Source organism: Kitasatospora sp. NPDC056184 (genome assembly GCF_042268405.1).
GTDB lineage: Bacteria > Actinomycetota > Actinomycetes > Streptomycetales > Streptomycetaceae > Kitasatospora.
On sequence record NZ_JBHJUI010000003.1, the window covers coordinates 317,851 to 329,615 of the forward strand.

Consider the following 11,765-nt stretch of genomic DNA (forward strand, 5'->3'; position numbering starts at 1 on the left):
GGCGCTACCCGGCGGCCAGGGCCGACTTCAGCGGCACCGCCGGGTCCGCGGCGCGGGCCGGGTCGAGGACGGCGCCGCGCTCGATCAGCCGCCGTCCCTGGGTCAGGTCGCGCGGCCGGTCGACCGCGAGCAGCGCGTGCAGGGTGCCGTCGCGCAGCCAGAGCACCGACCAGTCGGCGTCGTCCGGAGAGCCGCGCCACAGCAGCTCGTCGTCCGCTCCGTGCCGCCCGGCGTACTGCGCCATCCGCCCGAACTGCTCGGACCAGAAGTACTGCACCGGGTCGTACGGCGGCGCGTCCGCGCCGAGCAGGGTGCCGGCCACCGCCTCCCCGGACCGCAGCGCGTGGTCCCAGTGCTGGACGGTCAGCCGGGTGCCGGAGCGCGCCGAGGGGTAGCTGACGCAGTCGCCGGCCGCCAGCACGCCCGGGACGGTGGTGCGCAGCCGCTCGTCGACCAGCACGGCGCCGGCCGCGTCCAGGGCGACCCCGGTGCCGGCCAGCCAGCCGGTGGCCGGGCGGGCGCCGATGCCGACCACCACCTCGTCGGCGGGCAGGCGGGAGCCGTCGGCGAGCAGCACCGCGCCGGGCTCGACGGCGGCGACGCCGGTGCCGCAGCGCAGGTCCACGCCGGCTTCGGCGTACCAGGCGGCCATCGCCCGGCCGACCTCGGCGGGCAGCGCGCCGGGGACGGGCGCCGGGCCCGCCTCGACGACGGTCACCTCGCAGCCGGCCGCCCGGGCGGCGGTCGCCACCTCGGCGCCGATCCAGCCCGCGCCGACCAGCACCAGGCGCAGGCCGGGGCGGAGCAGGGCGCGCAGCGCCAGCGCGTCGTCCAGGGTGTGCAGCAGGTGGGCGCGGTCCGCGCCGGGCAGGGCGCGCGGCTCGGCGCCGGTGGCGATCACCAGCGCGCCGTACGGCTCGTCGCCGGCGTCGGTGTGCAGCGTGCCCGCGCCGCCGGGGCCGCCGGGGGTGAGACCGGTGGCGCGGCGACCGGTGAGCAGCTCGACGCCGAGCCCGGCGAAGTCGAGGTCGAGGGCGGTGCTGTCGGCCTTGCCGAGCAGGACGTCCTTGGAGAGCGGCGGCCGGTCGTACGGCGCGTGCGGCTCCTCGCCGACCAGTGTGATCCGCCCCTGCCAGCCGTCGCGCCGCAGCACCGCGGCGCACTGCGCCCCGGCCAGCCCGGCGCCGACCACGACCACCCGATCCGTCTGTCCCGTTCCGTTCAGCTCAGCCACGTCCGTCACTGTACTGAGCCCGGTCCCGGGCCTCCGGACCCAGGCCGCCCCGTCCCGCCCCGTAGCAGGCACCTTCAGGGGGCGCACCCCCCGGAGTTAAGGTGGGGGCACCATCACGGGAGCCCGGCGGACCGGGCTGAGAGGCGGGCTGGCACGGCCTGCGACCGTCCGAACCTGATCCGGGTCATACCGGCGAAGGGAGAGCAGCTTTGACACGCTCGGCACCGGGCGCCCACGCCGATGTCCTGGTCGTCGGCGGTGGGATCATCGGACTCGCCGTCGCCTGGCGGGCGGCCCAGCGCGGGCTGCGCGTCGTCGTCGTCGACCCGCGGCACGGCGGCGGCGCCGCCCAGGTGGCGGCGGGCATGCTCGCCCCGGTCACCGAACTCCAGTACGGCGAGGAGCCGCTGCTCCGCCTCGGGATGGCCTCCAACGAGCGCTACGCGGCCTTCGCGGCCGAGCTCACCGAGGCGAGCGGCGGCCACGACACCGGCTACCGGCAGTGCGGCACGATCGCCGTCGCCCTCGACTCCGACGACCGCGCGGAACTGCGCGAGCTGCACGCCTTCCACCAGCGGCTCGGCCTCGACTCGCAGTGGCTCACCGGCCGCGAGGCCCGCCGGCTGGAGCCGATGCTCGCCCCGGGCGTGCGCGGCGGCCTGCACGTCACCGACGACCACCAGGTGGACGGCCGCCGGCTGGCCGCGGCCCTGGTGCGGGCGTGCGAGCGGGCGGGCGCGGTGCTGCACCGCGCCGAGGCCGCCGAGCTGCTGGTCGAGCACGACCGGGCGACCGGCGTCCGGCTGGCCGGCGGCGAGCGCGTCACCGCCGACCGGGTGGTGCTCGCGGCCGGCTCGCGCAGCCACCTGCTGCCCGGCCTGCCCCCGGGCGTGCTGCCGGCGATCCGCCCGGTCAAGGGCCAGGTGCTGCGGCTGAGCGTGCCCGAGGCGTACCGGCCGTTCCTCTCCCGCAACGTGCGCGCCGTCGTCCGCGGCGGCCACCTCTACCTGGTGCCGCGCGAGAACGGCGAGCTGGTGGTCGGCGCGACCACCGAGGAGCAGGGCTACGACACCACGGTCACCGCCGGCGGGGTGTACGAGCTGCTGCGCGACGCGCACGAGCTGGTCCCCGGCATCACCGAGCTGCCGCTGGTGGAGACCTGCGCCGGGCTGCGCCCCGGCTCCCCGGACAACGCGCCGCTGCTCGGCCCGACCGCGCTGCCCGGCCTGGTCGCCGCCACCGGCCACTACCGCAACGGCGTCCTGCTGACGCCCGTCACCGGCGACCTGGTGGCCGAGTACCTGGCCACCGGCACCCTGCCGGAGCTCGCCCGCCCGTTCTCCCCCACCCGATTCACGAAGGTCCCGGCATGAGCCCCCGCACCAGCGACATCCCCCTGAGCGTCAACGGCGAGCCCCGCGCGGTGCCCGCCGCGACCACTCTCGCCGAGGTGGTCGCCACCCTCAGCCAGGCGCACTCCGGCGTCGCCGCCGCCCTGAACGAGGCCGTGGTGCCGCGCGCCGAGTGGCCGCGCACGCCGCTGTCGGCGGGCGACCGGATCGAGATCCTCACCGCCGTCCAGGGAGGCTGACCGATGGCCGACGACCTTCTCACCATCGCCGGGACGTCCTTCTCCTCCCGGCTGATCATGGGCACCGGCGGCGCCCCCAGCCTGGAGGTCCTGGAGCAGGCCCTCCAGGTGTCCGGCACCGAGCTGACCACCGTGGCGATGCGCCGGGTGAACGCCACCACCCAGGGCTCGGTGCTCGACGTGCTGACCCGCAACGGCATCCGGGTGCTGCCCAACACGGCCGGCTGCTTCACCGCCGGCGAGGCCGTGCTGACCGCCCGGCTGGCCCGCGAGGCGCTCGGCACGGACTGGGTGAAGCTGGAGGTGATCGCCGACGAGCGGACCCTCCTGCCGGACCCGATCGAGCTGCTGGACGCCGCCGAGACCCTGGTCGACGACGGTTTCACCGTGCTGCCGTACACCAACGACGACCCGGTGCTGGCCCGCAAGCTGGAGGACGTCGGCTGCGCGGCGATCATGCCGCTGGGCTCGCCGATCGGCTCCGGCCTCGGCATCCGCAATCCGCACAACTTCCAGCTGATCGTGGAGGGCGCGGGGGTCCCGGTGATCCTGGACGCCGGCGCCGGGACCGCCTCGGACGTCGCCCTGGCGATGGAGCTGGGCTGCGCCGCGGTGATGCTGGCCTCCGCCGTCACCCGCGCCCAGGACCCGGTGCTGATGGCCGACGCGATGCGGCACGCCGCCGAGGCGGGCCGGCTGGCCCACCGGGCGGGCCGGATCCCGCGCCGGTTCCACGCCGAGGCCTCCTCCGCGATGGCCGGCCGCGCCGACCTCGACACCCGCGAGCACCCGGCCTTCTGAGAGCGGGTCATTCCGGATAAACCGGTCCGATCATCGGCCTGGTGTCACAAACCGGGCACAGAGCGGCCCCGGGAGCGGTGTCTCCCCGGGGCCGTGAACCGCCACGCCCTAGACTCGCCGGGTGGACATGGCACTGCGCGACCCCCTGATCGGTACCCTGCTCGACGGCCGGTACCGGGTCGAGCGGCGGATCGCCACCGGCGGGATGTCCACCGTCTACCAGGGCACCGACACCCGGCTCGACCGGGTCGTGGCGCTCAAGGTGATGCACCCCTCGCTGGCCGGCGACACCGCGTTCACCACCCGCTTCATCCGCGAGGCCAAGGCCGTCGCCCGGCTCGCCCACCCCAACGTCGTCAACGTCTTCGACCAGGGCGCCGACGGCGGGCACGTCTTCCTCGCCATGGAGTACGTCCCCGGCGGCACCCTGCGCGACCTGCTCCGCGACCGCGGCGCGCTCTCCATCCGGGCCGCCCTGGACATCCTGGAACCGGTGCTCGCCGCCCTCGGCTCCGCCCACCGGGCCGGCCTGGTGCACCGCGACGTCAAGCCCGAGAACGTGCTGATCACCGAGGACGGCCTGGTCAAGGTCGCCGACTTCGGCCTGGTCCGGGTGCTGAACGCCGCCGACGGCGCCACCACCTCCACCACCGCGACCGCCGGCACCGTGCTCGGCACCGTCTCCTACCTCGCGCCCGAGCAGATCCGCCCCGGCGCCGAGACCGACCAGCGGGTGGACGTCTACGCGGCCGGCATCCTGCTGTACGAGATGCTCACCGGCTCCCGGCCGCACACCGGCGAGAACCCCGTCCAGGTGATGTACCGCCACCTCCACGAGGACGTCCCGGCGCCGTCCGCCACCGTCCCCGGCGTGGCGCCGGGGCTGGACGCCATAGTGGCGGGCGCCTGCGCCCGGGACCGCGCCGACCGCCCGCACGACGCGGTCGAGCTGCTCGCCGCGCTCCAGCGGGTCCGCCGCGGGCTCACCCCGGCCCAGCTGGACGCCGAACCGCCCGCCGCCACCCGGCCCGGCCCGCGGTCGCCGGCCGGCGAGGCGACCTCGGTGCTCACCCCGGTGCTGCGGCCCGCTCCCCCGGTCGAACGCACCAGCGTGCTGGACGTGCCGCCGGAGCTCATGGACCAGCTGCTCACCGAGCCGCGCCCGTACGACGAGCCGCCGCCGGAGCGCGCCGCGCGCCCGCCGCGCGCCCGCCGCTCGCGCTCCGCCGCCCGCCGGCTGCCGCGCGGGCCGCTGATCTGGGCGGCCGTCGTCACCGCCCTGGTCCTGCTGGTCGGCGGGGCGACGTACGCCATCTCCGGCGCGGTCTACGGCACGGTGCCGGGCGTGCTCGGCAAGGACCGGGCGGAGGCCGAGCGGATCCTGGACGCCGCCGGCATGCACGGGCGGGTCTCCGAGGTGTACAGCGAGTCCGTCCCGGTCGGCCAGGTGATGGCGGCCGACCCCGGGGTGGGCGTCCGGGCCAGGAAGAGCGACGCCGTCACCCTCACCGTCTCGCGCGGGCCCAAGCGGATCGCCGTCCCCGACGTGGTCGGCCGCCCGTCCGCGCAGGCCGCCTCGGCCCTGACCGGGGCGCAGCTGACGGCCGGCACGGTGACCGAGACCTACAGCGACACCGTCCCGGAGGGCTCGGTGATCAGCAGTGCGCCGGCGGCCGGGCAGCAGGTGCCGGAGAACACGCCGGTCGCGCTGGTGGTCAGCAAGGGCATGGTGCCGGTCCCGGACGTCACCGGGATGTCCAAGGAGGCCGCCGAGAAGGCGCTCCAGGCGGCCGGGTTCGCCATGCAGAGCAGCGGGGTCAATCTGTTCGGCACCGGCAAGGTGACCGGCCAGTCCCCGGCGGCCGGCGAGCGCCGCCCGCAGCGCACCGTGGTCACGGTCACCTTCCCGTTCCTGTAGGCGGACCGGCCCGGCCGGGGCGGATCAGCGCAGCGGGCCGTCGCCCGGCTCCTCCTGGTAGGAGTAGCGCTGCTCCCGCCACGGGTCGGCCCGGTTGTGGTAGCCGCGCTCCTCCCAGAAGCCGCGCCGGTCGGCCCGCATGTACTCGATCGCCCGGACCCACTTGGGCCCCTTCCAGGCGTACAGCCGCGGCACGACCAGCCGGACCGGGAAGCCGTGCTCGGCGGTGAGCGCCTCGCCGTCGCGGTGGGTGGCGAGCAGCGTGTCGGGGGCGGCGAAGTCCTCCAGCCGCAGGTTGGCGCTGTAGCCGTACTCGGCCCAGACCATGACGTGGGTGACACCGGTGTCCGGCGGCGCCAGGCCGAGCAGGACGGCGGCGGCCACGCCGGTCCACTCGCCGTCGAGCACCGAGAAGCGGGTGACGCAGTGCAGGTCGGCCCGGACGGTGGTGCGCGGCAGGGCGTTGAAGCCCGCGAAGTCCCAGCTGCGCTTCTCCGCCGAGGCGGTCGCGCCGAACACCTGGAGATCCCAGGTCAGCGGCTTGAAGCGGGGCACCGGACCGTAGTGCAGAGCGGGCCAGCCGCGCTGGACGCGCTGGCCCGGCGGGAGCCCGGGGTCAGACGGCGGCGACGGTTCTTGTTCGGACTGACCCATGGATCCATGGTGACAGACGGCGCGCGACGCCCGGTGCACGCCCCTTCGCCGCCTCACCCGCCCCGCTCGTACGGGCCAACGACGGAGCGGTGGCTTTCCCTTGCGCGGGGCAAATCGGATATTCCGACACATGTCCTAGTGAGTGTGAACTTACTGGAATTTCCTCCCATAGCGGTGCCAGGATGCGTGCAGCCGGGGCCGGAGGGTGAACGGCCGCGATCCCGCACGCAGAGCAGGAAGGCACCGCCATGAAGGGTGACGCAGAGGTCATCGAGTTCCTCAACGAGCAGCTCACCGCCGAGCTGACCGCAATCAACCAGTACTTCCTGCACGCCAAGATGCAGGAGAACTTCGGCTGGACGAAGCTCGCGAAGTACACCCGGCACGAGTCCTTCGACGAGATGAAGCACGCCGAGGTGCTCACCGACCGGATCCTCTTCCTGGACGGGCTGCCCAACTACCAGCGGCTCTTCCACGTCCGGATCGGCCAGACGGTCAAGGAGATGTTCGAGGCCGACCGGCAGGTCGAGGTCGAGGCGATCGACCGGCTCAAGCGCGGGATCGTGGTGATGCGGGCCAAGAACGACGTCACCTCGGCCAACATCTTCGAGTCGATCCTGGCGGACGAGGAGGAGCACATCGACTACCTGGACACCCAGCTCGCCCTGGTGGAGAAGCTCGGGGAGGCGCTCTACCTCGCCCAGCTGATCGAGCAGCCGGAGTCCTGAGTCCGGGCCCCGGTCAGGCGGCGCGCAGCGGCGCCGGCACCGGGGCCGGGGCTGCCGTGGGCCCGGCGGCCTCCTCCGCCGCCGGGTCGGCCAGGCCCAGCCTGGCGGCGAGCCGGGCGGTCGGGCAGGGCCGGGCGCCGTGCTCGCCGAGCAGGGCCTGGATCCGCCGCACGCAGGAGCCGCAGTCGGTTCCGGCCTTGCAGCCCTTGGCGATCTGGCGCGGGGTGTTGGCACCGCCGTCGATCGCCTGCTTCACCTGGTCCTCGGTGACCGCATGGCACATGCACACGTACATCGCGGTCTCTCCCGGGGGTGAAGCGGTGAAGCGGAGTGGATCTTGACTAAGGCAAGCCTTAGTTCACTAAGCCTCACCTTACCCGGTGAACCGGGTACGCAAAAGCCTCTCCGGCCCGGGAGAACCCCGGGCCGGAGAGGCTTTTCTCACACACGTGCGGAGGGCGCCGGTCAGTTGCCGCCGCGGTACATCTCGGCGACCAGGAACGCCAGGTCCAGCGACTGGCTGCGGTTGAGCCGCGGGTCGCAGGCCGTCTCGTAGCGCTGGTGCAGGTCGTCGACCAGCACCTCGTCGCCGCCGCCGACGCACTCGGTGACGTCGTCACCGGTCAGCTCCACGTGGATGCCGCCCGGGTGGGTGCCGAGCGCGCGGTGCACCTCGAAGAAGCCCTTGACCTCGTCGAGCACGTCGTCGAAGCGACGGGTCTTGTGGCCGCTGGACGCCTCGAAGGTGTTGCCGTGCATCGGGTCGCAGATCCAGACCGGCTGCGCGCCGGAGGCGGTGACCTTCTCCACCAGGGCGGGCAGGTGCTCGCGGACCTTGCCCGCGCCCATCCGGGTGATGAAGGTGAGCCGGCCGGGCTCGCGCTCCGGGTCCAGCTTCTCGATCAGGGTCAGCGCCTCGTCGACCGAGGTGGTCGGGCCGAGCTTCACGCCGATCGGGTTGCGGACCTTCGAGGCGAACTCGATGTGCGCGTGGTCCAGCTGGCGGGTGCGCTCGCCGATCCACACCATGTGGCCGGAGACGTCGTACAGCTCGCCGGTGCGCGAGTCCACGCGGGTCAGCGCGGTCTCGTAGTCCAGGATCAGCGCCTCGTGGGACGAGAAGAACTCGACCGTCTTGAACTCCTCCGGCGCCACGCCACAGGCGTTCATGAACGCCAGCGCGTTGTCGATCTCGCGGGCGAGCTGCTCGTAGCGCTGGCCGGCCGGCGAGTTGCGCACGAAGTCCTGGTTCCAGGCGTGCACCTGGCGCAGGTCGGCGTAGCCACCGGTGGTGAAGGCGCGCACCAGGTTGAGCGTCGCGGCGGACGCGTTGTACATCCGCTTCAGCCGCTCCGGGTCCGGGATCCGGGACTCGGGGGTGAACTCGAAGCCGTTCACCGAGTCGCCCCGGTAGACCGGCAGGGTCACGCCGTCGCGGGTCTCGGTCGACTTGGAGCGCGGCTTGGAGTACTGGCCGGCGATGCGGCCGACCTTGACGACCGGCACCGAGGCCGCGTACGTCAGCACGGCCGCCATCTGCAGCAGGGTCTTGAGCTTGTTGCGGATGTGCTCCGCCGAGACACCGTCGAAGGCCTCGGCGCAGTCACCGCCCTGCAGCAGGAACGCCTCACCACGGGCCACGGCACCGAGCCGGGCGCGCAGCTGGTCGCACTCGCCCGCGAAGACGAGCGGCGGATACGAGGCAAGCTCGGCAAGGGTCTTGCGCAGAGCCTCTTGGTCCGGCCATTCGGGCTGCTGCGCCGCGGGCAGGGACTGCCAGGAGTGGAGATTCGTCACGGTCACGCGCTCAAGGCTACGGGGTGCGACAACCGATTTGTGACCACCGCCCGAGGGGTGAGACATCTGGCGGACATTCGGGTGACGGTCCTCACGCCCGGCCGGGTATCCGCTAGGCTCGGGCCCGTGAACACGCCGCACACCTTCTCCTGGTGGTGGGCCGACCCCCTGGGTGGCCCACAGCCCGCGCGTTCCTAGACGCAGACGACCGGCCGCCCCTCGGGGCGGCCGTCGGCGTTCTCCAGCCGGCCGACAGCCCTCCCGGGAGCGGAACCACATCCGCCGCACGCCACCCGGAAGGACCACCGCCACCGTGACCAGCGCCGCCGACCTGCTCGCCCGCCTCACCGCCGCCGACGCACCGGCCTTCGCCCTGCTGCACCGCCGCACCCCGCGCACCGCCCCGGACACCGTCGAGGTCCTGCTCGGCACCGTCGACAGCTACGAGCGGCTGGCCGACCTGCCGGTCCGCCACGGCGTCCCCGCCGACGGCCCCGCGCACGACCTGCTCGCGCTCGTCCCCTACCGGCAGATCCGCGAGCGCGGCTTCGAGGCGCACGACGACGCCACCCCGCTCCAGGCCCTCGCCGTCACCGAGCAGTACGCCCTGCCGCTCGCCGAGGTCGCCGCCGCGCTCCCCCGGCTGCCGTTCGCGCTGAGCGACGGCGGCTTCGACATCGACGACGACGAGTACGCCGCGATCGTGCGCCGGGTGATCGAGGAGGAGATCGGCCGCGGCGAGGGCGCCAACTTCGTCATCCGCCGCGACTTCACCGCGACGCTGGAGGCCCCCGGCGGATCCGGCGGCGGACACTGCTCCCCCGCGCTCGCGCTGACCCTGTTCCGCCGGCTGCTGGAGCAGGAGCGCGGCGCCTACTGGACCTTCCTGGTGCACACCGGCGAACGCGTGCTCGTCGGCGCATCCCCCGAGGTGCACGTCCGGCAGAGCGGCGGGACCGTCGTGATGAACCCGATCTCCGGCACCTACCGCTATCCGGCCGCCGGCGCGGACCTCGACTCGCTGCTCTCCTTCCTCCACGACCCCAAGGAGCTGGAGGAGCTGACCATGGTGGTCGACGAGGAGCTCAAGATGATGTGCACCGTCGGCGACCTCGGCGGCCAGGTGCTCGGCCCGCGGCTCAAGGAGATGTCCCACCTCGCGCACACCGAGTACGAGCTGCGCGGCCGCACCTCGCTGGACGTCCGCGAGGTGCTCAAGGAGACGATGTTCGCCGCCACCGTCACCGGCAGCCCGGTGCAGAACGCCACCCGGGTGATCAAGCGCTACGAGCGCGGCGGCCGCGGCTACTACTCCGGCGCGCTCGCCCTGATCGGCCGCTCGGCCAGCGGCGGCCAGCTGCTCGACTCGCCGATCTGCATCCGCACCGCCGACATCGACACCGCCACCGGCCGGCTCGCCGTCCGGGTCGGCGCCACCCTGGTGCGCCACTCCGACCCGCTGTCCGAGGTCGCCGAGACGCACGCCAAGGCCGCCGGGGTGCTCACCGCGATCGGCGCCCGCCCGGCCCCCGCGCACACGGCCCGCCCCGGCGGCCGGCGGCTGGCCGACGACCACCGCGTCCAGGCCGCGCTGGACTCCCGGCGGGCCGGCCTCGCCCCGTTCTGGCTGCGGATGCAGCAGCCGGCCCGGGCCACCGAGCCGCTGGAGACCCTGGTCGTCGACGGCGAGGACACCTTCACCGCGATGCTCGCCCACCTGCTGACCTCGCTCGGCCACCGGGTCACCGTGGTCCGCTACGACGAGCCGGGCCTGCGCGAGCGGGTCGCCGCCCACCCCGGCCCGCTGGTGCTCGGCCCCGGCCCGGGCGACCCGGCCGCCGAGGACGACCCCAAGATGGCCGTGCTGCGCCCGATCGTCACCGACGCGCTGGCCGCCGTCCGCGACGGCCGCCGCACCGCCCCGCTGCTCGCCGTCTGCCTCAGCCACCAACTGCTGTCCGCCGCGCTCGGCCTGCCGCTGGCCCGCAAGGCGGTGCCGTACCAGGGCGCGCAGGAGAGCGTCGACCTGTTCGGGACGCGGCGCACGGTCGGCTTCTACAACACCTTCACCGCCCGCTGCACGGAGGCCGACGCCGCCCGGCTGGCCGCCGAGGGCGTCGAGGTGGCCCGCGACCCGCTGACCGGGGACGTGCACGCGCTGCGCGGGCCGGGCTTCGCCGGGCTTCAGTTCCACCCCGAGTCGGTGCTCACCCGGGAGGGCGTGGAGATCGTCGCCGGGCTGCTGCGCGGCGCGGTGGCCGCCGCGCGCTGAACCGCCGGACCGCCGCACCGGGCGGGGCGCCCTCGCGAACCCCGCCCGGCCGGCCGTCAGATCTCGTCGTCCAGCCCCTGTTCGATGGCGTACCGGACCAGCTCGACCCGGTTGTGCAGCTGCAGCTTGCCCAGGGTGTTCTGGACGTGGTTCTGCACCGTGCGGTGCGAGAGCACCAGCCGGTCCGCGATCTGCTTGTAGGACAGGCCCTTGGCGACCATCCGCAGCACCTCGGTCTCCCGGGCGGTCAGCTGCGGGACCACCGGCGCGGCCGGGGCGGGCGGCTCGGCCGCCAGTCGGCGGAACTCGCCGAGCACCAGGCCGGCCAGGCCCGGGGTGAACACCGCGTCGCCGACGGCGGTGCGGCGCACCGCGTCCAGCAGCTCCTCCCGCCCGGCCGACTTGACCAGGTAGCCGGTCGCGCCGGACTTCACCGCCTCCAGCACGTCCGCGTGCTCACCGCTCGCGGAGAGCACCAGGACGCGCACCGTCGGGTCGTGCGCGACCACCTGGCGGCAGACCTCGGCGCCGGGCAGGCCGGGCAGGTTGAGGTCGAGCACCACGACCTGCGGGGAGCAGGCGCGGGCCCGGCGGACGGCCTCCTCGCCGTCGCCGGCCGTGGCCACCACGTCCAGCCCCGCCTCGGCGAGGTCGCGGGAGACGGCGTCGCGCCACATCGGGTGGTCGTCCACCACCATGACCCGCACCGGTCGCCCGGCGGGCGCCTGCTGGTCGATCGGCTGCTGGGTGGTCATGCTCGGGGCCCTTTC

At 74.4% G+C, this 11,765-nt stretch carries 11 protein-coding genes and 1 riboswitch; of the genes, 6 read left to right on the forward strand and 5 right to left on the reverse strand.

Annotation, left to right across the window (positions count from 1 at the left end; genetic code table 11):
• Positions 1-4 precede the first annotated feature (4 nt).
• A complete protein-coding gene (locus ACFC0B_RS09130; RefSeq protein WP_376084095.1) occupies positions 5-1,234 on the reverse strand; it encodes an NAD(P)/FAD-dependent oxidoreductase in 1,230 nt (409 codons plus the stop codon).
• A 105-nt stretch (positions 1,235-1,339) separates the two neighbouring features.
• Positions 1,340-1,452: riboswitch (TPP riboswitch) on the forward strand.
• Here ACFC0B_RS09130 and thiO point away from each other — a divergent pair.
• The 4 genes from thiO (at position 1,444) to pknB (ending at position 5,544) form a co-directional block, all read left to right on the forward strand.
• Positions 1,444-2,607: a glycine oxidase ThiO gene (gene thiO / locus ACFC0B_RS09135; protein ID WP_376084097.1), complete on the forward strand. Its 1,164-nt coding sequence runs from the start codon at positions 1,444-1,446 to the stop codon at positions 2,605-2,607. (Overlaps the previous riboswitch by 9 nt.)
• Positions 2,604-2,825, forward strand: coding sequence for a sulfur carrier protein ThiS (thiS, locus tag ACFC0B_RS09140; RefSeq protein ID WP_376084099.1), 222 nt, complete (start codon positions 2,604-2,606; stop codon positions 2,823-2,825). Before thiO ends, thiS begins: the two co-directional genes overlap by 4 nt.
• Before the next feature lie 3 nt (positions 2,826-2,828).
• Entirely contained in the window at positions 2,829-3,626 is a 798-nt protein-coding gene (locus tag ACFC0B_RS09145; RefSeq protein ID WP_376084101.1) for a thiazole synthase, read from the forward strand.
• 127 nt (positions 3,627-3,753) lie between these two features.
• Positions 3,754-5,544 (forward strand): Stk1 family PASTA domain-containing Ser/Thr kinase, encoded by a 1,791-nt coding sequence (gene pknB, locus ACFC0B_RS09150; protein ID WP_376084389.1) that lies wholly within the window; start codon positions 3,754-3,756, stop codon positions 5,542-5,544.
• A gap of 24 nt (positions 5,545-5,568) precedes the next feature.
• Here pknB and ACFC0B_RS09155 read toward each other — a convergent pair whose 3' ends face one another.
• Complete coding sequence (locus ACFC0B_RS09155) at positions 5,569-6,198, reverse strand: sulfite oxidase-like oxidoreductase (RefSeq protein WP_376084102.1); 630 nt, start codon at positions 6,196-6,198, stop codon at positions 5,569-5,571.
• A gap of 248 nt (positions 6,199-6,446) precedes the next feature.
• On the opposite strand from ACFC0B_RS09155, the gene bfr reads away from it, so the two are divergent.
• Positions 6,447-6,926, forward strand: coding sequence for a bacterioferritin (bfr, locus tag ACFC0B_RS09160; protein ID WP_376084104.1), 480 nt, complete (start codon positions 6,447-6,449; stop codon positions 6,924-6,926).
• 13 nt (positions 6,927-6,939) lie between these two features.
• Here bfr and ACFC0B_RS09165 read toward each other — a convergent pair whose 3' ends face one another.
• Both ACFC0B_RS09165 and ACFC0B_RS09170 read right to left on the reverse strand, forming a co-directional pair.
• The gene (locus tag ACFC0B_RS09165; protein ID WP_376084105.1) at positions 6,940-7,221 is read right to left on the reverse strand and encodes a bacterioferritin-associated ferredoxin; all 282 of its coding nucleotides are present in this window, start codon (positions 7,219-7,221) and stop codon (positions 6,940-6,942) included.
• A gap of 170 nt (positions 7,222-7,391) precedes the next feature.
• Positions 7,392-8,729, reverse strand: coding sequence for a class II 3-deoxy-7-phosphoheptulonate synthase (locus tag ACFC0B_RS09170; RefSeq protein WP_376084107.1), 1,338 nt, complete (start codon positions 8,727-8,729; stop codon positions 7,392-7,394).
• Between the two features lie 307 nt (positions 8,730-9,036).
• On the opposite strand from ACFC0B_RS09170, the gene ACFC0B_RS09175 reads away from it, so the two are divergent.
• Positions 9,037-10,995, forward strand: a complete 1,959-nt coding sequence (locus ACFC0B_RS09175) for an anthranilate synthase family protein (protein ID WP_376084109.1) — start codon at positions 9,037-9,039, stop codon at positions 10,993-10,995.
• Positions 10,996-11,051: 56 nt separating this feature from the next.
• Here the strand turns inward: ACFC0B_RS09175 and ACFC0B_RS09180 are convergent, their stop codons facing one another.
• Positions 11,052-11,750: a response regulator gene (locus ACFC0B_RS09180; protein ID WP_376084111.1), complete on the reverse strand. Its 699-nt coding sequence runs from the start codon at positions 11,748-11,750 to the stop codon at positions 11,052-11,054.
• Between the last annotated feature and the right edge of the window lie 15 nt (positions 11,751-11,765).

Coding starts and splice junctions, on each gene's coding strand:
- thiS (WP_376084099.1), top strand. CDS start 2,604: ATGAGCCCCCGCACCAGCGACATCCCCCTGAGCGTCAACGGCGAGCCC.
- ACFC0B_RS09145 (WP_376084101.1), top strand. CDS start 2,829: ATGGCCGACGACCTTCTCACCATCGCCGGGACGTCCTTCTCCTCCCGG.
- pknB (WP_376084389.1), top strand. CDS start 3,754: ATGGCACTGCGCGACCCCCTGATCGGTACCCTGCTCGACGGCCGGTAC.
- ACFC0B_RS09155 (WP_376084102.1), bottom strand. CDS start 6,198: ATGGGTCAGTCCGAACAAGAACCGTCGCCGCCGTCTGACCCCGGGCTC.
- bfr (WP_376084104.1), top strand. CDS start 6,447: ATGAAGGGTGACGCAGAGGTCATCGAGTTCCTCAACGAGCAGCTCACC.
- ACFC0B_RS09165 (WP_376084105.1), bottom strand. CDS start 7,221: ATGTACGTGTGCATGTGCCATGCGGTCACCGAGGACCAGGTGAAGCAG.
- ACFC0B_RS09180 (WP_376084111.1), bottom strand. CDS start 11,750: ATGACCACCCAGCAGCCGATCGACCAGCAGGCGCCCGCCGGGCGACCG.